Origin of the sequence: Pseudomonas sp. UBA4194, assembly GCF_002379585.1 — a bacterium.
In the GTDB taxonomy this organism is placed as follows: Bacteria; Pseudomonadota; Gammaproteobacteria; order Pseudomonadales; family Pseudomonadaceae; genus Aquipseudomonas.
This window is the reverse complement of sequence record NZ_DFUE01000076.1, coordinates 103,403-129,203: the sequence shown is the minus strand read 5'-3', so window position 1 is coordinate 129,203 and position 25,801 is coordinate 103,403. Positions and strand designations below refer to the sequence as shown.

The window sequence follows — 25,801 nt, the reverse complement described above, 5'->3', positions numbered from 1 at the left end:
TCGCGGCTGTACGCCGCTCCTGCGAAGGGCGGGTGGCGTGAGGCTGGGGAGGGGGGCTTGTAACACCCCCTGACCACCCGCTCCCACACGACTCGGTTATTCAGGTACAATTCCCGGCTATTTTTCGTTGGGCGTCCGGCCCGCAGCCTTTTTGAGTGTTGATCCGTGAGTGATTTGAGTCATATCCGCAATTTCTCCATCATCGCCCACATTGACCACGGCAAGTCGACCCTGGCCGATCGGTTCATCCAGATGTGCGGCGGCTTGGCCGACCGTGAAATGGAAGCCCAGGTTCTGGACTCCATGGATCTGGAGCGTGAGCGCGGGATCACCATCAAGGCGCACAGCGTCACCCTGCACTACAAGGCGCAGGACGGCAAAACCTATCAGCTGAATTTCATCGATACCCCCGGCCACGTCGACTTCACCTATGAGGTCAGCCGCTCCCTGGCGGCCTGTGAAGGCGCGCTGCTGGTGGTCGATGCCGGCCAGGGCGTTGAAGCGCAGTCGGTCGCCAACTGCTACACCGCCATCGAGCAGGGCCTGGAAGTCATGCCGGTGCTGAACAAGATGGACCTGCCCCAGGCCGACCCGGACAAGGTCAAGGACGAGATCGAAAAGATCATTGGTATCGACGCGACCGACGCCGTGGCCTGCAGTGCCAAGAGCGGCATGGGCGTGCTGGATGTACTCGAGCGCCTGGTTCATACCATTCCGGCGCCTACCGGCGACATCGAGGCGCCGTTGCAAGCGCTGATCATCGACTCCTGGTTCGACAACTACCTGGGCGTGGTCTCGCTGGTGCGCGTACGTCACGGCCGCGTGAAGAAAGGCGACAAGATCCTCGTCAAATCCACCGGCAAGGTGCATCTGGTCGACAGCGTCGGCGTATTCACGCCCAAGCATACCGTGACCGCTGATCTGAAAGCCGGCGAAGTGGGCTTCATCATCGGCAGCATCAAGGACATTCATGGCGCCCCGGTAGGCGACACCCTGACCTTGAACAGCACCCCGGACGTGGAAGTACTGCCCGGCTTCAAGCGTATCCAGCCTCAGGTGTATGCCGGCCTGTTCCCGGTAAGCTCCGACGATTTCGAAGACTTCCGCGATGCATTGCAGAAGCTGACCCTGAACGACTCCTCGCTGCAGTACTCGCCGGAAAGCTCCGATGCGCTGGGCTTCGGCTTTCGCTGCGGCTTCCTGGGCATGCTGCACATGGAAATCATCCAGGAGCGCCTGGAGCGCGAGTACGACCTGGACCTGATCACCACGGCGCCGAGCGTGATCTTCGAAGTGAAGATGAAGACCGGTGAAACCATCTATGTCGACAACCCGTCGAAGCTTCCGGATGTTTCATCTGTCGAAGACTTCCGCGAGCCCATCGTTTCGGCGACTATTCTTGTGCCTCAAGAGCACCTGGGTAACGTCATTACCCTGTGCATCGAGAAGCGCGGTGTGCAGCGCGACATGCAGTTCCTGGGTAGCCAGGTGCAGGTGCGCTACGATTTGCCGATGAACGAAGTGGTATTGGACTTCTTCGATCGCTTGAAGTCCACCAGCCGGGGCTATGCTTCGCTGGACTATCATTTCGACCGTTACCAGTCAGCCAATCTGGTCAAGCTGGATGTGCTGATCAACGGTGACAAGGTCGATGCCCTGGCGTTGATCGTGCACCGGGACAACGCTGCCTACAAAGGCCGTGCGCTGACCGAGAAAATGAAGGAGCTGATTCCGCGGCAGATGTTCGACGTAGCCATCCAGGCCGCCATTGGCGGGCAGATCATTGCGCGAACCACTGTCAAGGCACTCAGAAAGAACGTACTTGCCAAGTGCTACGGCGGTGACGTCAGCCGTAAGCGCAAACTGTTGGAGAAACAGAAGGCAGGTAAGAAACGCATGAAGCAGGTCGGCAACGTGGAAATTCCACAGGAAGCCTTCCTTGCTGTGCTCAGGTTGGAATAATCGAGTCCTATGTCACTAAATTTCCCGCTGTTGTTGGTTATCGCTGTAGCCGTTTGCGGTTTTCTGGCTTTGCTCGATCTGGTCTTCCTGGCGCCGCGCCGGCGGGCTGCGATCGCCAACTACGAGGGCAGCGTCAGCCAGCCCGAGCCGTCGGTGGTCGAGCAACTGGATAAAGAGCCCTTGCTGGTGGAATACGGCAAGTCGTTCTTCCCGGTGCTGTTCATCGTGCTGGTGTTGCGCTCGTTTCTGGTCGAGCCGTTCCAGATTCCATCGGGTTCGATGATCCCGACCCTGGAAGTCGGCGACTTCATTCTGGTGAACAAGTTTTCCTACGGGATTCGCTTGCCGGTGATCGACAAGAAAATCATCGAGGTCAATGACCCCAAGCGCGGCGACGTCATGGTGTTCCGCTATCCCAGCGACCCTAACGTGAACTACATCAAGCGGGTTATCGGCTTGCCGGGTGACCAGATCCGCTACACCTCCGACAAGCAGCTGTACGTCAACGGTGAGCTGGTGGCACGCCAGTTGGTGGGCAGCGAGCCAGGCAGCCTGGGCAGTGCCGAGCTGTACAAGGAAAAGCTTGGCGAAGTGGAACATGTGATCCGTCAGGAAATGTCCCGCTACCGGGCGCCGCCCGACAATCAATGGACAGTCCCGGCCGGCCACTACTTCATGATGGGCGACAACCGCGACAACTCCAACGACAGCCGCTACTGGGATGACCCCGCGATTCCGAAGAATCTGCTGGGCATGGTCCCGGACCAGAATATCGTCGGCAAGGCCTTCGCCATCTGGATGAGTTGGCCGGAGCCCAAGCTGAGTCATCTGCCCAACTTCTCGCGAGTGGGTCTGATCAAGTAACACCAGCGGCGCTGTCTTGGGACGGCGCCGATTGCTTTCCAAGGTGGCCAGGATGAATGCAGTGAAGTCTCAGAAAGGAATGTCGCTGTTCGGTGTATTGCTCGGGCTTGCGGTACTCGCGTTCGTGGCCACCACTGCGATGAAACTGGTGCCCCATTACATGGATTACTGGTCGCTGAAAAAATCCATCGAGTCGGTGGCTACCGACAAGTCCACCGAAATCAACACGGTGGGTGAATTTTACAGTCATGTCAGCCGAGGCATGCAGGTCAACAATATTCGGGATCTGGATTTGAACAAGGTGTTGAGTGTTACCGAGGAGGGCAATGTGTTCCGTGCCCACCTGCAATATGAAAAGCGTGAGCCGCTGATCCAGAATCTGGATGTGGTGATGAAGTTCGATCACAACTTCAGCGTGGTCAAACCGTGAGCGTGTCTTTGAGTCGTCTGGAGCGTCAGCTCGGCTACACGTTCAAGGATCAGGACCTCATGGTACTGGCCCTGACCCACCGCAGCTTCGCTGGCCGCAACAACGAGCGTCTGGAGTTTCTCGGTGACGCGATCCTCAACTTCGTTGCCGGTGAGGCGCTGTTCGAGCGTTTTCCCCAGGCACGCGAAGGCCAGTTGTCGCGACTGCGCGCACGCCTGGTAAAAGGCGAGACCCTGGCCATTCTGGCGCGCGGTTTCGAACTGGGTGATTACCTGCGCCTGGGCTCGGGCGAGCTCAAGAGCGGCGGTTTTCGCCGTGAGTCGATTCTGGCCGACGCGCTGGAGGCATTGATTGGCGCCATCTATCTGGACGCTGGCATGGAAGTGGCCCGCGACCGGGTGCTGGCGTGGCTCGAAAACCAGTTCGAAGGCTTGACCCTGGTCGATACCAACAAAGATCCAAAGACCCGCCTGCAGGAATTTCTGCAGTCCCGCGGTGCTGAACTGCCGCGTTACGAAGTGGTGGATATCCAGGGCGACCCGCACTGCCGACAGTTCTTCGTCGAGTGTGAGGTCGTTCTTCTGAATGAAAAAAGCCGGGGCCAGGGCGTCAGCCGTCGCATCGCCGAACAGGTGGCCGCCGCGTCTGCCCTGATCGCCCTGGGCGTGGAGAATGGCAATGACTGATGCACCCAATACCCGCTGTGGCTATGTAGCCATCGTCGGCCGCCCGAATGTCGGCAAGTCGACGTTGCTCAACCATATCCTGGGGCAGAAGCTGGCGATTACTTCGCGCAAGCCGCAAACCACCCGGCACAACATGCTGGGCATCAAGACCGAGGGCAACATCCAGGCGATCTACGTCGACACCCCCGGGATGCACAAGGCCAATGAAAAGGCCTTGAATCGCTACATGAACAAGACGGCCTCGGCGGCATTGAAAGACGTCGACGTGGTGATCTTCGTGGTCGACCGCACGAAGTGGACCGACGAAGACCAATTGGTGCTCGAGCGCATTCAGTACGTTGAAGGCCCGGTTATCCTGGCGATCAACAAGACCGACCGTATCGAAGACAAGGCCGAATTGATGCCGCACCTGGCGTGGCTGCAAGAGCAGTTGCCCAAAGCCGAGATCGTGCCCATCTCCGCCCAGCAAGGGCACAATCTGGAAGCGCTGGAAGGGGTGATCGCCGGGCATCTGCCCGAGAACGAGCACTTCTTCCCCGAAGACCAGATCACCGACCGCAGCAGCCGCTTTCTGGCCGCCGAACTGGTACGCGAGAAAATCATGCGCCAGCTGGGCGCGGAGCTGCCGTACCAGATCACCGTCGAGATCGAGGAATTCAAGCAGCAAGGCAAGACCCTGCACATCCATGCCTTGATCCTGGTGGAGCGTGACGGTCAAAAGAAGATCATCATTGGCGACAAGGGTGAGCGCATCAAGCGCATCGGCATGGAAGCGCGCAAGGACATGGAGGTGCTGTTCGACTCCAAGGTCATGCTTAACCTGTGGGTGAAAGTGAAGGGCGGCTGGTCTGACGACGAGCGTGCGTTGCGGTCGTTGGGTTACAACGACCAATAACCCCACCCCGATCCGTAGCAGCGGCGTAGGCCGCGTCAAAGGGCGCGCCCGTCTGTCTGGTCTTTGGCGTGGTTCATGACGCGGCTCACGCCGCTGCTACAGGTTACGCAAGCCATGTCCAATACGCCTACGCCCCAACCCGCCTATGTCCTGCACTCTCGCGCCTACCGCGAAACCAGTGCCCTGGTCGACTTCCTGACCCCGCAAGGCCGTTTGCGTGCCGTGCTGCGCAACGCCCGTGGCAAGGCCGGCACGCTGGCGCGGCCCTTCGTGCCTTTGGAAGTCGAGTTTCGCGGCAAAAGTGAACTCAAGAACGTCGGCCGCATGGACAGTGCCGGCGTGGCGGTGTGGATGGTCGGCGATGCGCTGTTCAGTGGCTTGTACCTGAACGAGCTGATCATTCGCCTGCTGCCCAGCGAAGACCCTCACCCCGGCGTGTTCGATCATTACGCGGCCACTTTGCAGGCGCTGGGTGCTGGCCGGCCCCTGGAGCCATTGCTGCGCTCCTTCGAGTGGCGCCTGCTCGATGACCTGGGCTACGGCTTCGCGCTGGACATGGATGTCAACGGTGATCCGGTGGCCGCCGAAGGCTTGTACCGCCTGCAGGTGGACGCTGGGCTGGAGCGGGTCGAGCTGTTGCAGCCGGGGCTGTTCCAGGGCGTCGAGCTGTTGGGCATGGCCCAGGCCAGCTGGGAAACGCCCGGCGTGCTCGGCGCGGCCAAGCGCCTGATGCGCCAGGCGTTGGCCGTTCACCTGGGCAGCCGGCCCCTGGTCAGCCGCGAGCTGTTTCGCAAGCCCTAGGCAACACGTATGCTGTGGGCCTGAATTTTTCGGAGAGTTCCCGTGAGCACCAGTAATCGCATTCTTCTCGGCGTCAACATCGATCACGTGGCTACCTTGCGCCAGGCCCGGGGCACGCGCTACCCAGACCCGGTCAAGGCTGCGCTGGACGCCGAGGAAGCGGGTGCTGACGGGATCACCGTGCACCTGCGCGAAGACCGCCGGCATATACAGCCGCGTGATGTGCTGCTGCTCAAGGACGTACTGCAAACGCGCATGAATTTCGAGATGGGCGTGACCGAAGCGATGCTGGGCTTTGCCGAGCAGATTCGGCCGGCGCATGTGTGCCTGGTGCCGGAAACCCGCGAAGAGCTGACCACTGAAGGCGGGCTGGATGTGGCGGGGCAGGAAGCCAAGATCAGGGCGGCGGTAGAGCGCCTGAGCAAGATCGGCTGTGAGGTTTCGCTGTTCATCGATGCCGACGAACGTCAGATCGAGGCTTCACAGCGCGTGGGCGCGCCGGCGATCGAGTTGCATACCGGTCGCTACGCCGATGCCCAGACCCCGACCGAGGTGGCCGAGGAGCTGCGGCGCATCGTCGACGGTGTCGCCTTTGGCTTGGGCCAGGGCCTGATCGTCAACGCCGGGCACGGTCTGCACTACCATAACGTCGAGCCCGTGGCGGCCATCAAAGGGGTGAATGAGCTGAACATTGGCCATGCATTGGTCGCCCATGCCCTGTTCGTGGGGTTCAAGGCGGCTGTTGTGGAAATGAAGGCATTGATTCTGGCTGCGAGCAAGGCTTGAGACCAAGGCGCTGCCATCGCGGGCAGAGCCCGCTCCCACAGGGGACTTGCAGGGCCCGCTATCTCAGGTTATGCAGGAAACCCTGTGGGAGCGGGCTCTGCCCGCGATGGCCGCACCTCGATCTCAGGCCTTGCTCAACCTGATGATCAAACGCGCGAAAAACGCTCCCGTGAAAATCACGCCAAACAAGCGCAAGGTCTGCATTGCCAGCACCAGTCCGACATCCGAATGGGTATCGATAGCGATGATCGCCATCGAGTCCAGCCCGCCGGGACTGGTGGCCAGGTACACCGACAGGAAATCCTTGTTCAGCAGGTGCGCGATCAACCACGCCGACAGCGCGCACATGGCGATCAAAAACATCGAAGCAACGATCATGGCCGGCAGGCGTTTCCACACATAGGCGATGGTGGGTCGGTCGAAGCGCAAGCCGATGTAGCAGCCGATGGTGCCGTAAGCCACCGCCAGCAACCAGCCCGGCAAGGTAATCTGCAACATGCCCGACAGCTGCAAGCCTCCCCCCAGCAGCAACGGGACCAATAGCGCCCCAGCGGGCACCCGCGAACCCAGCGCCACGCCCACCACGATGGTCACCAGGCTCAGCCCAAGGCTGATCAGCTGTTCGCTCTGCCACAGCCACTGGGCACTGTGGCTGTCGCTGCCGCTGCTCTCCACGCCCAACCAGCGGCTGACCAGGGCGCCGATCATCACCACGCAAACCACCCGTACGTACTGCATGGTCGCCACCACTCGCGAGTCCGCGCCGTAGTCTTCAGCCATCGCTACCATGGCCGACGCCGCCCCTGGCGCTGTGCCCCAGGCCGCGGTACTCCCGGGGATGCCGGCGTAGCGCACCAGGCCCAGGCCGACCGCAGCGCTGAGAATCACCGTCAGCAGCGTAGCGAACAGCATGACGGGCCAGGACTGCACCACCGCCATGATCACGGCCATGGTCATGGAATGGGCGACCAGCAGACCGACGCAGCCCTGACCCAGGCGAAAGGCATGCCGATGGATACGAATGCTCGCTCCGGCGACGCCGAAGCCGATGGCGACCAGCATGGGACCGACGAACTGGCCGGCGGGGATTTCAAAGTATTTGAGGATCGAACCGGCTAGTGCGGCGGCGCAGAACAGGGCGAGCCATTGCAGCAGTGGCGGCCAGTGACGCAGGGTGGGCGGTACGGTCAAAGGGTACTCCGTGATTTTGAAATCTGTGGAGGAGGTTCGCGCCGGGCGGGGGCGTGGCGGTGAATGGTCGCCTCACCCTGGCTAACGCGGATCGCTGCGTGAGGGGACCATTCACCCCGAGCTCCGGCCCTACCCATCAAGGCACGAACGGCAAATCCCGCTTGTGCTGCGTCTGGTCATAGGTCTTGACGATGATGTCGTAGGCTTCCTGACTCACCGCCTCGCCATGCAGAAACGCATCGATCTGCGCATAGGTCACGCCGTGGGCATCCTCATCAGGCTTGCCAGGTCGCAGTTCCTCGAGATCCGCGGTCGGTACCTTCTGCACCAGGTTGTCCGGCGCGCCCAGATGACGCGCGAGCGCACGTACCTGTCCCTTCACCAACCCGCTCAACGGGGCAAGATCGCAGGCACCGTCACCGAACTTGGTGAAGAAGCCCATTACCGCCTCGGCCGCGTGATCGGTCCCGATCACCAGCCCGTTGTTGGCATTGGCGATGGTGTACTGCGCGACCATGCGGATGCGTGCCTTGGCGTTTCCCACCACGAAATCGCGGCGTGCATCGGTCAGGCCATGCAAATGGGTCACCTGCTCGGACAACCCTAGAACCGCACCGGCGATGTTCACCGTGTCCTCGACATCGGCACGGATGAAGCGCATGGAAGCGGCCGCGTCGTCCTCGTCGTGTTGCACATTGTAGGGCAGGCGCACAGCGATGAATGTGTAGCTGTCATCGCCGCTGCTCTGGCGCAGCTCCTCGACCGCCAACTGGGCCAGGCGTCCGGCCGTAAGCGAATCGACACCACCACTGATGCCCAGGACCAGCACCTTGAGCCCGGCGCGGGTGAGGCATTGCTTGATGAACGCCTTGCGACGTTCGATTTCCTGCTCGATGGCAGCAGTGTCGGCGAAGGGGGGGACCACGGCCAGGGCGGCGGCGATCTCGCTTTGGCGGTTGCTCATGGGCGGACTCCTTGAAAAATCGGTACGGGCGCGAAGGGTTGAAAGCTTACATCGAAATGGAGGGTAGTGGCGGGTTAGAGCGGGGCGGGGCGTGATCTTGGTGATGTATTGCCTGTGCTGACGCTTTCGCGGCTGGACGCCGCTCCTACAGGAAAAGCGGTGTGGGCGCGGGGGGGGCGGGGTGTATGGGGTGGCGCTTTCGCGGCTGGACGCCGATCCTACGGGGAAGCGGTGTGGGCGCGGGGGGCGGGGTGTATGGGGTGGCGCCTTCGCGGCTGGACGCCGCTCCTACGGNNGGGGGGGAGGGGGGGTGTGGGGGGTGGTGGTGGATGTGGTGGGTGGTTGGGGGTCGGCGCGCGTGTCTGTGGGGGGGTGTGTGTGGGGGTGGGGGGTGGGGGGTTTGGGGTGGCGCTTTGGCGTCTGGCCGGCGCTCCTGCGGGGTTGCGGTGTGGGCGGGTGGGGGCTGGATGCCGCTCCTGCGGAGGGCGCTATCCTCTGTAGGAGCGGCGTCCAAGCCGCGAAGGCGTCGGTCCTGCTGGCCGATATTCCCGATCACTTCTGATGCTGCTTGACCCACGCCTCCATCTGATCGATCTCTGCCTGCTGGGCCTTGATGATGTCTTGCGCCAGCTTGCGCATCTCGGCGTCCTTGCCGTACTTGAGTTCGATCTGGGCCATGTCCAGGGCCGCCTTGTGGTGAGCCAGCATGCCCTTGGCGAAGGCCACGTCAGGGTCTTTCTCCATGCCGCCCTCGTGCATGGATTTCTGCATGGTCTCCATGCTCATCATGTACTCATGCTGCATGGGGGTCATGTCTTTGTTCATGTGCGACATGTCGGTGGCGAAGGCGGGGGCGGCCAGGCAGGCCAGAAGCAGGGCGACGGTGGTTTTCATGGTGGTGACCAATCCGGTGGTGGGTTCGATGGGTTGACGAAGAACCGGGAGGAAGGTTCCGTTTGGGCTGTGTCGAAGTGTGCATGAACCCTCTTCGCAGCCGTACGCCGCTCCCACAAAAAATCGCAATCCCCTGTAGGAGCGGCGTACAGCCGCGAAAGGGCCCGAAAGCCAGGCCCAAAAAAACCCGCCTCACAATAAAGTGAGGCGGGCTTCAGGGTCTAGCAACCTGCGCTTACTGGCATAGTATTCATATAGGTCTACGTATACATTCGCACAGGCCAGTGTTAACGGGGATTTCATAAATTCTTAGCCGGTACGCTCAGGTGAAAACGTATACTTTTGGCCTTTTCAGCTTCGTTTTGAGAGTCGAAGTATACGCTTTATCAGCTTAATTTCGAACCCGGATTGGTGTGATGCTCCAGCCCCAAGAGCTGGCCAGTGACGCACTGAATAAAGGCTCCTTGGCTGTGCTACTGCCTCAGTACGCGATACTGACCGGCTCACCCAATCTCCTGTATGCCCAAGATCGGCGCATGACGCCGATGTTTCGCAGTTTCGTGGATTTGGCGATGGCGCGGTTCGGCAGCGAGTAGCCGGTGTGGACTGTTGCATGGTGTCGGGTTTTGACCTGAATCGCTGTCTCGTCAGTTGCTGTGTCTGGATGATAGATCGTCACGGCATGGAAGTTGTAAGCCAGCATGCCGAGGTATGAGTTGCAGAGGCTTTTAAGCGGTTCCAGTTTTTTTGGGGCAAAGCGATAATCATACGGGTCTGGTGCTAGAGCCTTCAGCGTTTCTTCCAGCGCAGACTCGAAATCTGGAACCTCGGTGGCGCAGCGCAGTAGCACATCCTTGAGATAGAGCTCGTCCCCGTGATGGAGGTAGTTTTCGTAGTGGTTGAGCACAGCCCTGTAGTTCTTCTGAAGAGTTTTGTCCTGCAGCAGCTGTGGCAGCGCCCTTAACGCATCAAACACTGGAGTCAGATCAGGCGGATTTGCGACATTGACCTGAATGTTCGTGATTCCGACGTTCACGCTTTTGAGCAGGTTGTTTGCCAATGCGAGCCGAGGGAGAAATTGCCCGTTGGCCGTGCGCCCGTAGACCTCTAACAGAGCTGCCGCGCGCTCGCAGCCTCCTGTGGGAGTTATGTCTGTTGCCATGACTGTGATCTCGCGGTAGTGGGACGTCATCCCCAGAGTCTACGTCAGCGATAAGGTGAGACTACAGCCTCTAATGGTTTATAGCGTTACCCATGCAGGTGGCCGGAGTAATTTCTCAAGCTGTATCATCGGATATCTGTGTTGAGATCCAGCACCCGCGCTGAGCAAGATCGCGGAATTTTCCCCAGTAGGGGCTCGATCCATTATCCCCACGGTTGTGGACATGGCTGATGCCGTTGTAGTCGCAAAGAATCAGCTTCAGGCTTGGGTTGGATTGCAAAGCTGAGTAGATCGGTTCGGAAAGATGGTCATCGTTAAACCCGAATCCTGACACAACTAGGCAGCTATTTGGTTGACGCAAAAACTCCAGAAATCTTGAAAGCAGCTCCAAGTGAGGTTGAAGAAACGCTTGCTGGTATTTTCCTTTTGCGGGATATATCAGGCACGCATTTTCCGGCGTCGGTCGGCTGTCCTCATAGACTTCATGACCCTCTCGGCTCCAGCTGACTGATCCGTGCAGCTTCAGCAGTTGAAAAATGCCTTCAGCAAACTCGTGGCTGTCTGCCTCCCTGCGTACGATGTCGTACGTGAAATGCTTGCCGTCAAACCGGCGTCTGCGGGTGTAAGAAAATCCGTCAATAATGACCATACCCAGTTCCGACGCTGCCGTTTCAAAACACATGTCATAGTTCGTCGTAAACACATTCAGGCGCGGGTCACGAACCCTCCTCCTAGCCAGCTTCTGGAGGAGTTCACGATATGCCGATATGTCTGAAGTGGGCAGGGTAATGAACGTTGAGCAAGCGTGTGGGATGTGCTCCTTCACGCGTGCGACAAACTCTTCAACGACTGGGTCGTCATTGAACGCCAGGTAGGCATCGCACTGTGACAAGAAATGCTCAATGTTCGGATTATCGCGCTCGGCGTAACGGACACGCTCAGTAACCTGCTGGCCAGCAGCTGTCAGCGCATGGGTCTGCGGGTCACACGTCGAGTCTTGCCATAGCGTCCACATGCTAGGCCCGCCTGGGTTACCTAAAGATGTACCGCTTCCAGCAAAAAACCTAAGTTAGGTACCTGAAGAGCAGACGAAAACATCTCGCTAAGCCTATTCCTGTTCGAGCTGATCACATTTTCATCATCAGGCTCGACGCCTTTCAGGACTTGATAAGCCTCAGCTGTCAGCGGCATCCACTCACTAGCACCTGGTGGAAGATATGCCTGCTGCCCTCCGTACGTGGGTGGAAGAGGAATTACAGGCAGTCGTGGTTGAGGGGCAAATGGGGGGGCACCGACTGGCATAGAACACGTTCCTGTGTTGTGAAATAAAAGCCATAAGGCCCCGGCCTTTCAACTGTTCCCAAGCTGCTTGTGTTGATATGTGCTTTGCATCATATCGCAAGCGGACTTGGCGACGTATGGGGGATCGCCAATACCGGAGCCGGGTCAGATGGGGAGTCCATGGGAAACAACTAGACGCCAAATCGTCGATCACATGCAAGCTGGCGAGTGCTGATCTTGCGGTGTCGCTGCTTCTTAAATGAACCTCAACCTTCGATATGTCCGTCCGCAACTCTAACTGCGGCACGCATTGCGTGCAAAACGTCAATTCCCATATCTCCGGTAAGCAGCTTGCACATCAGTCTGGTAGGAGACTTCCAGGACAAAACTTTTCCCCCCTTTTCCGGATGCTGGTAAACCACGGTGTTCAGATGTGCATACGCGTGGATGTAGGCAGCGCTGCTTATCCAGATATGCAAGTGGGCAGGTACGACACGAGGTAAGACGTTCAACGCTAGCCAATCGATCAGGCCAACGGTAACACCGCGCGCCTGAAGCTCCATCGCCAGCATTAGAAGCACTTAGTGTAAAAGGGCTGCTGCCTTGATAGCAGCAGTTTTTCTACCCAGATGATCCGCTTCGGCCACTATAGCGATCAGCGCAGCAAGGGTGTCCACGCTTGCCCTACGTTCGATTTTTTCGAGTAGAACTTGGCGAAAATGTCAAGTGCGTACTCTTCTGGCTTGCGCCACTGACAAAGCCATTGGCGCAAGCCAGCCTATTAATTATTTGACGTTACGGCTTGGCAACGTGCCAGACTTGGTTGACGCCGTCACCGGTTGTATCCCCTGGCTTGGTATCTTTGACCCAGCTGTAAAGTGGCATGCCTTTGTATGCCCATTGTTTTGTGCCATCGTCTCGAGTGACGACAGAGTAATCATGACCCGCTTTCGCATCTGCGGATACCGGCAAAGGTGGCCAGTTTGCAGCGCATGGCCCATTGCAGACCGACTTGCCCGAGGTGTCCTTACCGAAGGTATAAAGAGTCATTCCTTTCGCATCTACGAGTACTTTTCCCTTATCCGTTTCAGCAACCTTGACTGGCGCATCGGCGAACGCCAAACCCGACATGCAGCAGGCGGCAACAGCGACGGAGAGAATCATCTTTTTGAACATACGTATTTCCTTTGGTGTTTTTTAATTTTTAGAAGGCTCACCTGCTATTGGAAACAGCAAGCCATCAGACAGTAGACGAGCCACAAACAGTTTTATTCGACTCTGTAGAAAAAACGTCCCGGTATCATTTTTTGCTGGAATCCTGAGCTCCCCCGACCCTGTGCTTTACTCAATTTAGCAAAGCGACGCTCACGGTCAAGCATCACTAGCTCATCTCGATGAGCGACGGCGATTCATCATCCAGAACTCATCACGTTCACTCATTATTATTCACTTGGTCGTGGAGTATCAGCAGGCCCCCATGAAGGCCTGCGCTGTTCAATCAGTCGGGCTTTAGCGTCGACACCACCTTGTTGCTGGCGAGATCGACTGTGGAGATACTCAAGTCCTCATTGAGGACATACGCCTTCGACTTGTCTTTGGTGAAGACAATGGCCTGGCGGGGTGCCTTCAAACCGGTCACAGTGGTGGTCACTTTCAGCGTTTTGGTGTCGATCACTGAAAGGCTGTTGTCACCGAGGTTACCCGAGTAGACGTGCAGCCCGTCTGGAGTAAGTGCTGCGCCGTAGGGGTCTTTGCCCACCATGACGGTGGTTGTAATGGCGCGTTTTTGAGTGTCGACAACTGCGATGCTGTTACTGCCGCTGTTAGCCGCGTACAGCGTATTGCCGTCCGCCGATATGGAGATGGCGCGCAACTTGTTGAAGCCAGTGATCTCACCTTCAATCATATTGGTCTTGCTGTCGACCAGGGTAATTTTGTCCCCAAGAAAGTTGGTGACATAGACGGTTTTGCCGTCAGGGCTTACCCGGATACCTTGGCGCGGTTGGGAGAAGCCAGGTACCACAGCTACTGGCCGCTGGTGATCAAGGTCAATGACCGACAGCGTGCTGGCCGCTTCATTGTTGACGTAGAGCAGGCTTCCGTCCTTGCTGAGTGTGGTACCAAAAGCACCTGCGCCCAACGGAATATCTGCGATCACTTTCAAAGTCTTGGTGTCAATCTTGCGCACGACCCCCAAACTGCTGTCGGAGAGGTAGAACACATCGCCAGTTGGCGAAAACACAATATTTCGCGGCGTGACGTAGCCGGTGAGAACCTGGCGAACCTTTCCGGTTTTCAAATCATAAACCACTACATCTGGACGCTGACTGTAAGAGACCACCGCCGTCGTTTCATCAGGGCTGAGAGCCAGCGAGTTGTTGTGAATATCGCCTTCGAACGTCCAGCGATCGTCCGCGGCCAACGCGCTCATCGTTGTGGCCAACGCAACACCCAACGTCAGGGCTGTGATGGTTTTCTTTATCACATTCATCAGGGTTTCCTCATAAGGGTAAGCCAAGCATCCACTCGCGCCTTGGCAAAGACAACTCGTTCATCGCTGCAGGGCTATGAGTTGACCTTATGCGTATTTGATAAATTCCGGAAACAACTTGTTTTGGTAGCTCTTACCTGTTTTATAAATAGGTCTGGCTATTTCTGGCTCAAGAACTGACTGCAGCTCTCCCAGAATCGCTCAAGCCCAGGCGATATGAATTTGTCCCGGTGGCGGATCAGAAAAAAACGTCGAGTCAGTGCAGGCAAGGCGTGCGGCAGTTCAACCAGGACTTCAGAGGCCAGTAGATCCCGAACGACCCAGCGGGACAGGCAACTCATGCCGATGCCTTGTGCGAGGGTATGCTTGATAGCCTCTGAACTGCCAATCTGGCGCGTTTCGGCGAGATCGTGCAGATGACGCAGCAGCAATTGTTCGACTTCTTCGCGGGTACCAGAACCTGGCTCGCGCAGTAGCCATTCGGCGGTACGAAGATCATCAAGTGTGACCTGCTGCTTTAGTGCCAAGGGATGCCGTTGGCCTGCGACAATAAGCAACTCATCAACAAGCCAAGGCTCGGCACTGAGTTCGGGCAGGTGGCAAGGCCCCTCGATCAGGCCCATATCAATCTCGAAATCAGCGACTCTTCTTGCGATAGCCATGCTGTTGGCCATGTCGACATCGACCCTCAAATGTGGTGTTGATTGACGCAGCTCACCGAGAATCAATGGCAGAACATAATTGCCTATCGTGGTACTGCATCCTACCCGCAAGCGTGTTTTCAGACCGGCATGGCCTGGTAAGAAACTGGCCTCTATCTGTTGTGCATTCTCAAGTATCCTTCTGGCTTGAGGCAGTAAGGCATGGCCGTTATCGTTCAGCACTAAACGCTTGCCGACACGGTCGAACAGCCTGGTATCCAAGGCGTTTTCCAACTCGTTGAGTGCGGCGCTGGTTGCAGATTGGGACAGTGACACCGAAATGGCTGCGCTGGTGGTGCTACCGTGTTGCGCGACGGCGCAGAAAATTTGTAGCTGACGCAGGCTAAGCTTCAAGGGATCTACCTTCTTAATAGGTAATGTAAACCTATACTATCCGTTTTTACCGCTATGCCCACCAACCTATACTTCAGCCATGTCATATTGACGGCAAACTGAAGCGGGAGCGCGAAAATGAGTGATACACGACTCGCAGCTATCATGGGCGGCAGCCATCCCTTGGCGGCCTTGTCCAATCCACGAGAAGCGATCCGGCAGTTCACACCCAACTGGTTCGCCGCCACGATGGGCACCGGGATTCTGGCTCTGGCTCTGGGCCAACTGCCTTTTGCTGCGCAGTGGCCCAAAGCGTTAGGGGAAGCTTTGTGGTTTTTTAATATCGTGCTGTTTTGCCTGTTCACGCTGATGTACGCGAGCCGTTGGGTGTTGTTCTTCGATGAGGCCAAACAGATCTTCGGCCACTCCACTGTATCGATGTTTTTTGGAACCATCCCCATGGGATTGGCGACCATCATCAACGGTTTTCTCCTTTATGGTTTGCCACGCTGGGGGGATGGGGTAGTCGCTTTAGCGGAAGTGTTGTGGTGGATTGATGTCGCCATGGCATTGGCCTGTGGGGTGCTGATCCCGTACATGATGTTTACCCGCCAGCAGCACAGCATCGATCAGATGACAGCGGTATGGTTGCTGCCAGTAGTTGCGGCTGAGGTGGCTGCCGCGAGTGGCGGTCTATTGGCTCCGCACCTCGCTGACGCTAGCGCACAGTTCACCATGCTCATCACCAGCTACGTGCTGTGGGCCTACTCGGTGCCCGTCGCCTTGAGCATCCTGGTGATCCTGTTACTGCGCATGGCGCTGCACAAACTACCTCATGAAAGCATGGCAGCATCGAGCTGGCTGTCTTTAGGGCCGATCGGTACCGGAGCTTTGGGGATGTTGGTGCTGGGCAACGATGCTCCAGCGATCTTTGCTGCTCATGGAATGGCAAGCATCGGCGTCGTAGCCGAGGGCATCGGCTTGATCGGTGGTGTGCTGTTCTGGGGGCTGGGATTGTGGTGGATGGTATTGGCGCTGCTAATTACCGGGCGCTACTTTAGGGAGGGCATCCCTTTCAACCTCGGCTGGTGGGGCTTCACCTTTCCGCTGGGAGTGTACGCCGTAACAACCCTCAAATTGGGCGCTATGCTGCACCTCACGTTCTTTAGCTTCTTTGGCGTGGCACTGGTGTTGATGCTCACCGTCATGTGGATGATCGTCGCGGCCAAAACCCTGGCGGGTGCCTATCGCGGCAACTTGTTCGTCTCGCCGTGTATTGCCTCACTGAACAAGGCGGGCAAAACCTGAACCTTTGGCTACTCGATCGACTGTTTGGCGTGACGCAATGTGGACAAAATGCGCTGCCTAACATTCGGGTGAGTGCAAACAGAAAGGGGACTGGGGTGTGGCATTTTCAGCAATGAAAAATCAGGGAAGGCGAGCCGAACACGCGGTATGGCTTTCTGGGCAACACGTCCGGCAAATACGATAGTGACGAGATCAGGGAAAAGCGTCAGTAGCGTGATCAGCATCTCGATACCTTCGTCGATTTGCGCTCTGCGGAGCGCACCCTTGGGCTTTTCGAGATCTGGTAGCCAAGGGTACAAATTCCAAAGGACGGTTTCGTGACGTGCCAGTCCAACCTGCTCAATGAAACCTTTGAGGTTGCGTTGTGCAGGCCCCGCATTGTCTCTTGACACGTACCGTGGAAGACTGATCGTTCGAGCGGGCGATTCCAACAAAATCAATACCCTTGCGAAGACGCCACCATCCAGCGGATCGAAATACGGTAATGTTCTTTCGCCCGTTGACTGGGCCGTTACCCAGCGCGTCAATTCAGCAATTTTCGGCAGCAGCAAAAAGTCTTCTCTTTCCTTCAGAGAAATTTCCTGATCTGCGCTCTTCTGATTGAGTAACACTACTTGGAAGCCTCCCTCTGCAGGTTGTACGCCGCTACCGATTCACGAATCTCTTCCCGCACCTCATCTGCGTGACGCCAACGCCCTATCTTCACCCGTTTACCTTGCTCGAGTCCCTTGCAGTTTTCAAAAAATGCTGAATCTGAGCGAGTCATAGCGCGGGAGCTCGCACCCTGCGCAACTCGTCAGCGTGGTTGCACAACGGTGCGCAGCGTTTCATCGTGATGACGCATATCACCGAGCTCTGGGTAATGATGGGAAATGCTTGGCCCGGTAAATAGCCTGCAGAATCGGCTTGAGCATCATCTGCTCAATCTTATCTTTTTGGGCGACTTTAAGAAGGTGTTGGGCAAGCGCGGGCACACTCAGGTGGTGCCAGAAATTTGTAACTCGAGCCCGGCTAGCACCAGGGACATAGAGCTGCAAAACTGTCAGGCGATCTTGGCGATGTCCGGTCATTTCTCTTCCCCTATAGGAGCCACTTTCCGCTCGCTGGCAGATTCACTTTGAGCATGAAATTGCTTGATATCGGAGAGCCGGATTTCCTCCGGCAGAGGACGGTGGTGTTTGCTGTGACCCACGCGCTGGGCGTGATAGATCCCGGTATGCCCGGATACGAGGTAACTTGCGATACAGGCAATGGCTGCAAGCGGAGCAATTTCAGGGCCGAAGAGCTCCATGGCCATGACAATGGTTGCCAGTGGCGTATTAGCTGCGCCAGCGAAGACGGCCACAAAACCGATACCAGCCAGCATGCCGAAGGGGAGATGTAAGAGGGGCGCTAGCGCGTTCCCCAAGGCCGCTCCAATGTAAAACAGCGGAGTGACTTCGCCGCCCTTGAATCCAGTCCCCAGGGAGACAACGGTGAACAACATCTTTCCAAGCCAGTCCCAAGGATCCATTGGCATGTGAAAGGATTGGACGATGCTCGGAATGCCCAGTCCGATGTATTTATCGACGTCGATGTAATGGTTACCACTGAGCGCCCACACGGCGACTGCGATCAGCAGGCCTCCGGCGAAGGGGCGTAGTGGCGAATAGGAGATAAGTCGTTTAACGAAAGCTCCGAGCTTATGGGTGGCCGTCGCGAATAGAAGGCCAGTGAGGCCGAAGATAATTCCTGCAGCTACCACAGCCATGACGCTCCAGAGCTGCACGGGAACCACTTCGCCAATGACGTAATGCGTATGAACCACTCCCCAGGCTTGCCCCACTTGGTCAGCAACGATTGCCGCAACCACGCAAGGGAAAAGCGCGTCGTAACGCATACGTCCGATGGCCAACACTTCAAGTCCGAACAAAGCCCCGGCAAGAGGGGTGCCGAAGACGGACGCAAAGCCAGCACTGACACCGGCCATGAGAATCACCCGGCGATCTTCGCGGCGTAGCCGAAAGACATGCGTCAGTTGATCGGCAAGAGCGCCGCCCATCTGCACCGCCGTTCCCTCACGTCCCACAGATGCACCGAAGAGGTGGGAAACCACGGTTCCGATTAGCACCATCGGCACCATGCGCAAAGGCACGATCTTCTTAGGATCATGGATCTCATCGATGATCAGGTTGTTTCCGGCATCAACGGGTTTGCCTATCAAGTGATACGCAAGTCCGACGGCGAAGCCAGCAACTGGCAGGAGCCAGAGCACCCAGGGATGGGCTTCTCGCCATTGGGTGGCATGATCCAAAGAAAGGAGGAATAACGCAGAGGCAGAGCCTGCCAAAAGAGCTACAAGACCAGCAAGCGCAAGCCATTTCGCAATATAGGGCAGTAGGTCGAGTTGTTCAGGTCGTCGAAATTTAGACATTTGGCCAGCCACAAAAAGTAAGTAGGCCTGACCAAAAAGGGATTCTGAGCGCGAACGCCTACAGACCTGGTTTGATCAGGTTTCTGTAGGCATCATCAGCTGCTACGGGCGCAGCGGTTGGTTAATGGAGGAATGCCATCTCCAATGCGCCGATCTTAGCTAGTCCTGTCCAAAATGTAAAATCGTGTTACGGAAAGTCGTCGTCAAGTCACAGCTTATGAAAGCACGTTAGACTACGTAGCATCTTTTCCGACGAAGCCCATCTCAATTGGGGTCTTTATGAAAAACACGAGATATCCTCGCCGAGCATCTTTCCCTGATAGCGACGGTTCTGTTGGGTAAAGAAAGTCACCAGGAAACTTTTCATGTTCATCTCCTCAGCGCGTGTCGAATATTTGATAGGACAGAAGCCCGGCAGCCGTCATTGCCAGCGAACCCAAGACGTGTAGTGAAACTGAGCCGAGCACCCAGAACAGCCTGCCTTTCTGGATTAGGACAACGGTTTCTGCCGAAAACGTAAAAAAGGTAGTTAACCAATCATAGTCCTGTCCTGGATTGGCGACATGAAGCTGATACACCTACGCACCCTGTCTAAGGTTCACGTACGCATCATGTGCACTGGTCAAGTCGGATGCAAACGACTGGTCAAGTCGAATGCAAACGGGTGGTCAAGTGAATGCAATTACACCCATCGCGAGTGAATCAGAGATCGATCCATTTCGACGGTAGTTTTCCCTAGCTGCTCAACAGGTATTTGAAAAGTGCCAGCGAAGAAACACCAGCTGCCACGATCACCAACATTGGTCTTTTCCAGGCAGCCGCTATCGTAATTGCCAATGCAAGAAGTTTTTCAGGGTGTGGCGAGACGAAGTGCGGTGCGATAGCCGCAATCAAAACGCAACCAGGCGCAACGTCTAGTACCGCCCGTGCCCGTGGACTGAGCTTACGGTTTCGCAACAGCAGAAACCCATTGGTTCGCGTGGCGTAAGTCACCAGAGCCATACCTATTATCGTCATGAGAGAGGCGTAACTGATCATTCGACTGAAGCCTCTAGGTATGCTCAAGCAATGCCTGCAACGGTGCCCGCTAATACGAACCACGCGCCTGGAACCAAGAGAAAGGTAGCTGCTGCCACTATCAAGCCAATCAGCCTCGGCTTGGCAAATCGTTCCACATGCCACGGAGCAGGACAATGAAGACCCCTGGGAATGCCGTGGCGAACCCGTAGCGGTCTATATCTCCCAGCACCGGCCCCATCAAAGCGCCGAGAACAGCAAACCCCCCCATACCGGATAAAAGGGGAATTACGCTCCCCAGTAGTACGGCCTACAGAAAGCCGTTTCATAACCGGCGAGAGAACGTCGCAGCGTATCGGCATAGCTTATTGCCCAGCCTCCGTCAGCCATGAAGAAAAGGGCCGGAACAATTTTCCTTTTTGGAAGGTGCTGGAGGTATGGGGCCAAAGCAGCGCCCATGACGATATGGCGACTGTTGATCAGGAAGGTGATCAGAATGATCGTCTAAATCGGGATAGGGGCCGACCAGAGCTGAATAGCCGCAAACTCAGATCCCCCAGCGAAATTCAGCCCTGTCATGGTGGTCACTTCCCCAACGGAGAGTCTGACTTGGGATGCTTGAGCTCCTAGCACCATCGCATAGGGCGCGACGGCGAACAGCACGGGGAATGCGTCTTTCACGCCCCTTACAACTTCGGCTCTGATGTTTTCTTCGATCATGGCAGCGTTCTTGTGCTCCAGCGAATAGCGTTATCCAGTGTAGTGGTCTAATGAAACCGGACACCCATTTAGGCGAGAATGCTCGCCACAGAGAGGTGTCTGATGACCAAGCAACGTCGTACCTTTACCCCTGAGTTCAAGCGCGAGGCGGCGTGCCTGGTGCTCGACCAAGGCTACAGCCATACCGAAGCAGCCCGTTCGCTTGGGCTTGTTGAGTCGGCCTTGCGCCGTTGGGTGAACCAGCTCCAGCAAGAACGTGGCGGTACTACTCCGACCAGCAAAGCCCTGACGCCTGAGCAGCAAAAAATCCAGGAACTCGAAGCCCGTATCAACCGGCTAGAACGGGAAAAATCCATCTTAAAAAAGGCCACCGCGCTCTTGATGGCCGAGGAACACGAGCGTTCGCGTTAATCGATCAACTTCGGGCTCAAGAGCCGATTGATCTGTTGTGCTCGGTATTTGAAGTAACCCGATCGTGCTACTACGCGTACTGCCGGAAACGTCGGTATCCAGATGCCGAACGGGTGGTTTTGCGCAGTCGCGTGAACAAGCTGTTTACGCAAAGCCGAAGCGCTGCGGGCAGCAGGAGCATCATGCTGATGATGAAAGAGGACGGCATGCAGATCGGGCGATTCAAGGTACGTAAGTTGATGCGCGAGATGAACTTGATCAGCAAACAGCCGGGCTCACATGCCTACAAAAAGGCGACCGTGGAGCGACCTGATATCCCGAACGTGCTTGATCGAGGGTTCAGCGTGGCGTCCCCCGACAAGGTCTGGTGCGGTGACATCACGTACGTTTGGGCCGAAGGTCGGTGGCACTATCTAGCGGCGGTAATCGATCTTTATGCGCGCCGGGTTGTGGGCTGGGCGTTCTCGGCCAAGCCCGACGCCGACCTGGTGATCAAAGCGCTGGACATGGCCTATGAGCAGCGTGGTCGGCCTCAAAATGTGCTGTTTCACAGTGATCAAGGCAGTCAATACGGCAGCCGGAGTTTCCGCCAGAGACTATGGCGATACCGCTTCACACAGAGCATGAGTCGGCGCGGCAACTGCCATGACAACGCGCCAATGGAGCGGCTATTTCGCAGCCTGAAAACTGAATGGATACCGACGGTGGGCTATATGAGCGCTTCGCTAGCGCAACAGGATATTGGCCGGTTCCTGATGGAGCGATACAACTGGCGGCGACCGCATCAGTTCAACGAAGGGCAAACGCCTGCGGTCGCTGAGGAAAAACTCAATTCAGTGTCCGGGATCAGTTGACCACTACACGGGGCGTATAGGCAGTTGATTTTTCTATAAAAAAACCCCCTTCATTAGCAAGGGGGTTCTTAGTGTTTTTTAGATTAATGTATACGCTTTTGCCTACCTGAATTTCATTGGCAAAATACTCATATCCGTCTGTGTATACATTCGCGAAGCTCAGCGCTGGCGGGGCTTTCATCAAGTCTTAGCCGGTACGCTCGGATAAAAACGTATACTTTTGGCCGTTTCAGCTTCATTTTCAGGGTCGAAGTATACGCCTTATCAGCCAAATTTCGACCCAAAATTTTCTTACGTGGACGTCCCTGACCAACCCGAAGCTGCAGGTAAATTGTCCGCCCGGATAAGCTAGCGCCCATCGACAAGGATTGCGATTTCACCATAGCCCTTGAAAGCTTGGCCCATCCGATTTTGGAGGCTGGGTGGGACGCCCGATCTGAATAGTCACCGGAATTGGGAAATCTACACCTACCAAAGCCACCTCACCTTGCTTCAGATTGGGCAAGAAAGCGGCGGCTGAACGATCCAGCTCCCCACACGCACGTTCAACCACTTCTCGGTCACGGTCATTGGTCAGTCTATGAACCAGCAACGTGCCCATCTGACTCAACACTCCTTCGGTAATGTCTCGTGGTCGCTGGGTGACCAGGCAAATGTTGAGTCCGTACTTTCGGCCCTCTTTCGCGATGAGTTCGAACGCATCCAGGTTCTGAACGTCATCTTCACCTCCTAGGGTTTTCCCTAGGAAGTTGTGAGCCTCGTCCAAAATGACGATCAACGGTCGCTGTCGAAAGGCCTCGTGACGGGCTCGCAGCAATAGCAGTCTGCCGATGGCGTTGGCGATGACTTCTCTCGCGTTGAATTCATAGCCGACTGAGCTGAGGCATATTCTGAACAGCCGCTTTTCTCCAGCGATAAATTCATCGAGATGTTCAACCAGGCTCGGAAGGCCTTCTGCCGGGCGAAACACACAGCTCAACGACGGAGAGTCCATTACGCTCATGATTCGCGTCATGAGAGAGGAGCAGTACGATAGCTCGGTGCTTGCAGCGCCCCATCTGGTCATGTCGTTGTTGTATCCCGTCGGCATGCAGCATTCCTCGACAATTTGCCGAACCAACATGCTCATATCGAAGGGAAGATTTGGATTGCCTACCCGGTTGGCGTTGTCATCCCTGTTCATCGCTCGACGAAAATCAGCTTTGAGTTGACCTACCTTCGGGACGTACCCTTCTGTGAAGATATCTGGAGCTAAGGCGGCAAGCCTCAGGCTCCTTATGGCTTCTCTGAGTTTGGGGCCTTGGGTTTTACCTGACGGCTGGAAGAGTGCGATGAAATCAGTTTCATTGAAGCATCTGGGCGGAATACCTACCTCAAGAGAGCCTGGAGTTCGATGCAGCGGGTTTCCGAGATGGTGATGTGTTGTGTCTTCCCCTTCGAGTGACCGGTATTCCCCTGTCGCGTCCACAAGCACGATCTTGCAAGCGTATCGACGGCATTCCTCGATGAGCTTTGAAGTCGTCCAACTTTTCCCACCTCCAGTTGAGCCCAAGATCGCGCAATGTCGACCAAAGAGTTTTTCTGGCGTTACAGCAATCGCGAAACCGCCATCCCCAGATACATGTCCGAGATTGAGCGCTACGCGAGGGGGCTCCCCATTTATCCCGCTCGAAATCAGTGTCGGGATTTTGGAGATAAACGAGCCGGGTGCTGAGTAGACCCGGTCTCCTAGTCGTGGGTAGGAGCTGACGCCTGCAGTGACCTTCAAGGTGTGTGGGTGAACAGACCCTAGCAGGCGTATCAAGCCGATTGCGTCAATAGCCTGCGTGCCAGCGAAGTCTTGGGAAATTTCGGTACGCTCACGATCAGGAAGGTTCACTTCAGTAATGCGTCCTAGGAGCACCGCTTGCTGACCCTCGATCAGTACCAGTTCCCCCACCTCACCTTTGCCATAGCGATTTTGACCTAGATATCGACCGCTGTTTTCTCCAGCATGTGCCAGGTTGATTTTGATCAATTGCGCTGCAACGCTGGTGACCACTCCGATTTTCAGTGTGCTAAGAAGTATCCCTTCTGGAGACATGGTTATCTACCGATCCGTTTAACAGCATTCGCCAACTGTTCAGCTGGCGAAGCGGTGCGCAGGTGGGGGATGTGAGCCGCCAAATCGCCAAATGAACCGCTGACGAAATGGACGTCGAAACCGCGTTCAGCGAGATCGCGGAATTTTCCCCAGTAGGGGCTCGATCCATTGTCCCCACGGTTGTGGACATGGCTGATGCCATTGTAGTCGCAGAGAATCAGCTTCAGGCTGGGGTTGGATTGCAATGCCGAATAAATCGGTTCGGAAAGGTGGTCATCGTTAAACCCGAATCCTGACACAACCAGGCAGCTGTTTGGTTGTCGTAAAAACTCCAGAAATCTTGAAAGCAGCTCCAAGTGGGGTTGAAGAAACGCTTGCTGGTATTTTCCTTTTGCGGGATATATTAGGCACGCGTTTTCCGGCGTCGGTCGGCTGTCCTCGTAGATTTCATGACCATCTCGGCTCCAGCTGACTGATCCGTGTAGCTTCAGCAGTTGAAAAATGCCTTCGGCAAACTCGTGGCTGTCTGCCTCCCGGCGTACGATGTCGTACGTGAAATGTTTGCCGTCAAACCGGCGTCTGCGGGTGTAGGAAAATCCGTCAATAATGACCATACCCAGTTCCGACGCTGCCGTTTCGAAACACATGTCATAGTTTGTAGTAAACACCTTCAGGCGCGGGTCACGAACCCTTCTCCTAGCCAGCTTCTGGAGGAGTTCACGATATGCCGATATGTCTGAAGTGGGCAGGGTAATGAACGTTGAGCAAGCGTGTAGGATTTGCTCCTTCACGAGTGCGACAAACTCATCAACGACTGGGTCGTCATTGAACGCCAGGTAGGCATCGCACTGTGATAAGAAATGCTCGATGTTCGGATTTCGGCGCTCGGCGTAACGGACACGCTCAGTAACCTGCTGACCGGCAGCTGTCAGCGCATGGGTCTGCGGGTCGCACATCGAGTCTTGCCATAGCTTCCACATGCTAGGCCCGCCTGGGTTGCCTAGAGATGTACCGCTTCCAGCAAAAAACCCTAGGTTAGGTACCTGAAGAGCAGACGAAAACATCTCGCTAAGCCTATTCCTGTTCGAGCTGATCATATTTTCATCATCAGGCTCGACCCCTTTCAGGACTTGATAAGCCTCAGCTGTCAGCGGCATCCACTCACTCGCACCTGGCGGAAGGTATGCCTGCTGCCCTTGGTACGGAGGTGGGAGAGGAATTACAGGCAGTCGTGGTGGAGGGACAAATGGAGGTGCGTCGACTGGCATAGAACACGATCCTGTGTTGTGAAATGAAAGCCATACAGCCTCGGTCTTCAACCGTTCCCAAGCTGCCTGTGTTGATATCTGCTTGGCATCATATCGCAAGCGGACTTAGCGACGTATGGCAGATCGCCTACACCGGAGCCGAGTCAGATGGGGAGTCCATGGGGGATCAGCCAAGCTCCAAACCTCCGAGCATATGATGGCTGACGAGTGATATCTCCGTCGCGCTGCTGAAGTGATCGGCGATCACTGAAGCCCGGATCATCGAGTCCCGTCACTAGGTATTTGT

Annotated in this window: 23 protein-coding genes, 4 pseudogenes and 1 riboswitch; of the genes and pseudogenes, 9 read left to right on the top strand and 18 right to left on the bottom strand. The window is 56.4% G+C overall.

What is annotated here, in order from left to right:
* Positions 1-165: 165 nt before the first annotated feature.
* From lepA to pdxJ, 7 genes are all read left to right on the top strand, one after another.
* Entirely contained in the window at positions 166-1,962 is a 1,797-nt protein-coding gene (lepA, locus tag B3397_RS18920) for a translation elongation factor 4 (protein WP_296253051.1), read from the top strand.
* A 9-nt stretch (positions 1,963-1,971) separates the two neighbouring features.
* Entirely contained in the window at positions 1,972-2,826 is an 855-nt protein-coding gene (gene lepB, locus B3397_RS18915) for a signal peptidase I (protein ID WP_296253049.1), read from the top strand.
* A gap of 52 nt (positions 2,827-2,878) precedes the next feature.
* Positions 2,879-3,256 (top strand): DUF4845 domain-containing protein, encoded by a 378-nt coding sequence (locus B3397_RS18910; protein WP_296253046.1) that lies wholly within the window; start codon positions 2,879-2,881, stop codon positions 3,254-3,256.
* Complete coding sequence (rnc, locus tag B3397_RS18905) at positions 3,253-3,942, top strand: ribonuclease III (RefSeq protein WP_296253043.1); 690 nt, start codon at positions 3,253-3,255, stop codon at positions 3,940-3,942. The genes B3397_RS18910 and rnc overlap by 4 nt, the downstream gene beginning before the upstream one ends.
* Complete coding sequence (gene era, locus B3397_RS18900) at positions 3,935-4,837, top strand: GTPase Era (RefSeq protein ID WP_296253040.1); 903 nt, start codon at positions 3,935-3,937, stop codon at positions 4,835-4,837. Before rnc ends, era begins: the two co-directional genes overlap by 8 nt.
* Positions 4,838-4,951: 114 nt before the next feature.
* Positions 4,952-5,638, top strand: a complete 687-nt coding sequence (recO, locus tag B3397_RS18895) for a DNA repair protein RecO (protein ID WP_296253037.1) — start codon at positions 4,952-4,954, stop codon at positions 5,636-5,638.
* A gap of 42 nt (positions 5,639-5,680) precedes the next feature.
* The gene (gene pdxJ / locus B3397_RS18890) at positions 5,681-6,424 is read left to right on the top strand and encodes a pyridoxine 5'-phosphate synthase (RefSeq protein WP_296253035.1); all 744 of its coding nucleotides are present in this window, start codon (positions 5,681-5,683) and stop codon (positions 6,422-6,424) included.
* A gap of 123 nt (positions 6,425-6,547) precedes the next feature.
* On the opposite strand, the gene B3397_RS18885 is transcribed toward pdxJ, so the two are convergent.
* The 8 genes from B3397_RS18885 to B3397_RS18850 form a co-directional block, all read right to left on the bottom strand.
* Positions 6,548-7,615 (bottom strand): AbrB family transcriptional regulator, encoded by a 1,068-nt coding sequence (locus B3397_RS18885; RefSeq protein ID WP_414704411.1) that lies wholly within the window; start codon positions 7,613-7,615, stop codon positions 6,548-6,550.
* Between the two features lie 136 nt (positions 7,616-7,751).
* Positions 7,752-8,579 carry an ammonia-dependent NAD(+) synthetase gene (gene nadE / locus B3397_RS18880; protein ID WP_296253032.1) on the bottom strand — a complete coding sequence of 276 codons (828 nt, stop codon included), beginning with the start codon at positions 8,577-8,579 and terminating at the stop codon, positions 7,752-7,754.
* A gap of 552 nt (positions 8,580-9,131) precedes the next feature.
* Positions 9,132-9,473, bottom strand: a complete 342-nt coding sequence (gene copM / locus B3397_RS18875; RefSeq protein ID WP_296253028.1) for a CopM family metallochaperone — start codon at positions 9,471-9,473, stop codon at positions 9,132-9,134.
* A 481-nt stretch (positions 9,474-9,954) separates the two neighbouring features.
* Entirely contained in the window at positions 9,955-10,665 is a 711-nt protein-coding gene (locus B3397_RS18870; protein ID WP_049860735.1) for a hypothetical protein, read from the bottom strand.
* Between the two features lie 85 nt (positions 10,666-10,750).
* The gene (locus B3397_RS18865) at positions 10,751-11,650 is read right to left on the bottom strand and encodes an SIR2 family protein (protein ID WP_236690505.1); all 900 of its coding nucleotides are present in this window, start codon (positions 11,648-11,650) and stop codon (positions 10,751-10,753) included.
* 1,061 nt (positions 11,651-12,711) lie between these two features.
* Positions 12,712-13,092: a hypothetical protein gene (locus tag B3397_RS18860; protein WP_049860736.1), complete on the bottom strand. Its 381-nt coding sequence runs from the start codon at positions 13,090-13,092 to the stop codon at positions 12,712-12,714.
* A 322-nt stretch (positions 13,093-13,414) separates the two neighbouring features.
* Positions 13,415-14,407, bottom strand: coding sequence for a YncE family protein (locus B3397_RS18855; RefSeq protein WP_296253022.1), 993 nt, complete (start codon positions 14,405-14,407; stop codon positions 13,415-13,417).
* A 158-nt stretch (positions 14,408-14,565) separates the two neighbouring features.
* Entirely contained in the window at positions 14,566-15,462 is an 897-nt protein-coding gene (locus B3397_RS18850; RefSeq protein ID WP_049860738.1) for a LysR family transcriptional regulator, read from the bottom strand.
* A 117-nt stretch (positions 15,463-15,579) separates the two neighbouring features.
* On the opposite strand from B3397_RS18850, the gene B3397_RS18845 reads away from it, so the two are divergent.
* Positions 15,580-16,749 (top strand): TDT family transporter, encoded by a 1,170-nt coding sequence (locus B3397_RS18845; protein WP_049860739.1) that lies wholly within the window; start codon positions 15,580-15,582, stop codon positions 16,747-16,749.
* Positions 16,750-16,757: 8 nt separating this feature from the next.
* Here B3397_RS18845 and B3397_RS18840 read toward each other — a convergent pair whose 3' ends face one another.
* The 8 genes and pseudogenes from B3397_RS18840 to B3397_RS18805 form a co-directional block, all read right to left on the bottom strand.
* Positions 16,758-17,360 (bottom strand): uracil-DNA glycosylase, encoded by a 603-nt coding sequence (locus B3397_RS18840; RefSeq protein ID WP_049860740.1) that lies wholly within the window; start codon positions 17,358-17,360, stop codon positions 16,758-16,760.
* Positions 17,360-17,511, bottom strand: a pseudogene (locus B3397_RS18835) (inorganic pyrophosphatase); the annotation flags it as partial. The pseudogene B3397_RS18835 and the gene B3397_RS18840, both read right to left, overlap by 1 nt.
* Before the next feature lie 83 nt (positions 17,512-17,594).
* Positions 17,595-17,819, bottom strand: coding sequence for a hypothetical protein (locus B3397_RS18830; RefSeq protein WP_296253016.1), 225 nt, complete (start codon positions 17,817-17,819; stop codon positions 17,595-17,597).
* Positions 17,816-19,162, bottom strand: coding sequence for a voltage-gated chloride channel family protein (locus B3397_RS18825; protein ID WP_049860741.1), 1,347 nt, complete (start codon positions 19,160-19,162; stop codon positions 17,816-17,818). Before B3397_RS18825 ends, B3397_RS18830 begins: the two co-directional genes overlap by 4 nt.
* Positions 19,163-19,241: 79 nt before the next feature.
* Positions 19,242-19,314, bottom strand: a riboswitch (Fluoride riboswitch).
* A 146-nt stretch (positions 19,315-19,460) separates the two neighbouring features.
* Positions 19,461-19,529 (bottom strand): annotated as a pseudogene (locus B3397_RS18820) (DUF190 domain-containing protein); the annotation flags it as partial.
* A gap of 10 nt (positions 19,530-19,539) precedes the next feature.
* A pseudogene (locus B3397_RS18815) lies at positions 19,540-19,695 on the bottom strand (fluoride efflux transporter CrcB); the annotation flags it as partial.
* A gap of 202 nt (positions 19,696-19,897) precedes the next feature.
* Positions 19,898-20,179 (bottom strand): AzlD family protein, encoded by a 282-nt coding sequence (locus B3397_RS18810; protein ID WP_349679031.1) that lies wholly within the window; start codon positions 20,177-20,179, stop codon positions 19,898-19,900.
* 288 nt (positions 20,180-20,467) lie between these two features.
* Positions 20,468-20,815, bottom strand: a pseudogene (locus B3397_RS18805) (AzlC family ABC transporter permease).
* A gap of 186 nt (positions 20,816-21,001) precedes the next feature.
* Between B3397_RS18805 and B3397_RS18800 the strand changes: the two are divergent.
* Positions 21,002-22,164 (top strand): IS3 family transposase gene (locus B3397_RS18800; protein WP_152965737.1). Its coding sequence is split into 2 segments (ribosomal slippage): positions 21,002-21,254 and positions 21,254-22,164, totalling 1,164 coding nucleotides; the frame shifts between segments, so codons are not numbered across the junction.
* Between the two features lie 376 nt (positions 22,165-22,540).
* Here B3397_RS18800 and B3397_RS18795 read toward each other — a convergent pair.
* On the bottom strand, positions 22,541-24,247 hold the full coding sequence (locus tag B3397_RS18795; protein ID WP_049860742.1) for an ATP-binding protein: 1,707 nt from the start codon (positions 24,245-24,247) through the stop codon (positions 22,541-22,543).
* Between the two features lie 2 nt (positions 24,248-24,249).
* On the bottom strand, positions 24,250-25,404 hold the full coding sequence (locus B3397_RS18790) for an SIR2 family protein (RefSeq protein ID WP_296253010.1): 1,155 nt from the start codon (positions 25,402-25,404) through the stop codon (positions 24,250-24,252).
* Positions 25,405-25,801: the final 397 nt, after the last annotated feature.

Excerpts from the sequence above, each read along its gene's own strand:
- nadE (WP_296253032.1), bottom strand. The coding sequence starts at position 8,579 with ATGAGCAACCGCCAAAGCGAGATCGCCGCCGCCCTGGCCGTGGTCCCC.
- B3397_RS18855 (WP_296253022.1), bottom strand. The coding sequence starts at position 14,407 with ATGAATGTGATAAAGAAAACCATCACAGCCCTGACGTTGGGTGTTGCG.
- copM (WP_296253028.1), bottom strand. The coding sequence starts at position 9,473 with ATGAAAACCACCGTCGCCCTGCTTCTGGCCTGCCTGGCCGCCCCCGCC.
- B3397_RS18910 (WP_296253046.1), top strand. The coding sequence starts at position 2,879 with ATGAATGCAGTGAAGTCTCAGAAAGGAATGTCGCTGTTCGGTGTATTG.
- era (WP_296253040.1), top strand. The coding sequence starts at position 3,935 with ATGACTGATGCACCCAATACCCGCTGTGGCTATGTAGCCATCGTCGGC.
- B3397_RS18790 (WP_296253010.1), bottom strand. The coding sequence starts at position 25,404 with ATGCCGCTGACAGCTGAGGCTTATCAAGTCCTGAAAGGGGTCGAGCCT.
- B3397_RS18865 (WP_236690505.1), bottom strand. The coding sequence starts at position 11,650 with ATGTGGACGCTATGGCAAGACTCGACGTGTGACCCGCAGACCCATGCG.
- lepB (WP_296253049.1), top strand. The coding sequence starts at position 1,972 with ATGTCACTAAATTTCCCGCTGTTGTTGGTTATCGCTGTAGCCGTTTGC.
- B3397_RS18845 (WP_049860739.1), top strand. The coding sequence starts at position 15,580 with ATGAGTGATACACGACTCGCAGCTATCATGGGCGGCAGCCATCCCTTG.
- B3397_RS18830 (WP_296253016.1), bottom strand. The coding sequence starts at position 17,819 with ATGACCGGACATCGCCAAGATCGCCTGACAGTTTTGCAGCTCTATGTC.
- B3397_RS18795 (WP_049860742.1), bottom strand. The coding sequence starts at position 24,247 with ATGTCTCCAGAAGGGATACTTCTTAGCACACTGAAAATCGGAGTGGTC.
- recO (WP_296253037.1), top strand. The coding sequence starts at position 4,952 with ATGTCCAATACGCCTACGCCCCAACCCGCCTATGTCCTGCACTCTCGC.
- B3397_RS18810 (WP_349679031.1), bottom strand. The coding sequence starts at position 20,179 with ATGACGATAATAGGTATGGCTCTGGTGACTTACGCCACGCGAACCAAT.
- B3397_RS18870 (WP_049860735.1), bottom strand. The coding sequence starts at position 10,665 with ATGACGTCCCACTACCGCGAGATCACAGTCATGGCAACAGACATAACT.
- B3397_RS18825 (WP_049860741.1), bottom strand. The coding sequence starts at position 19,162 with ATGTCTAAATTTCGACGACCTGAACAACTCGACCTACTGCCCTATATT.
- B3397_RS18860 (WP_049860736.1), bottom strand. The coding sequence starts at position 13,092 with ATGTTCAAAAAGATGATTCTCTCCGTCGCTGTTGCCGCCTGCTGCATG.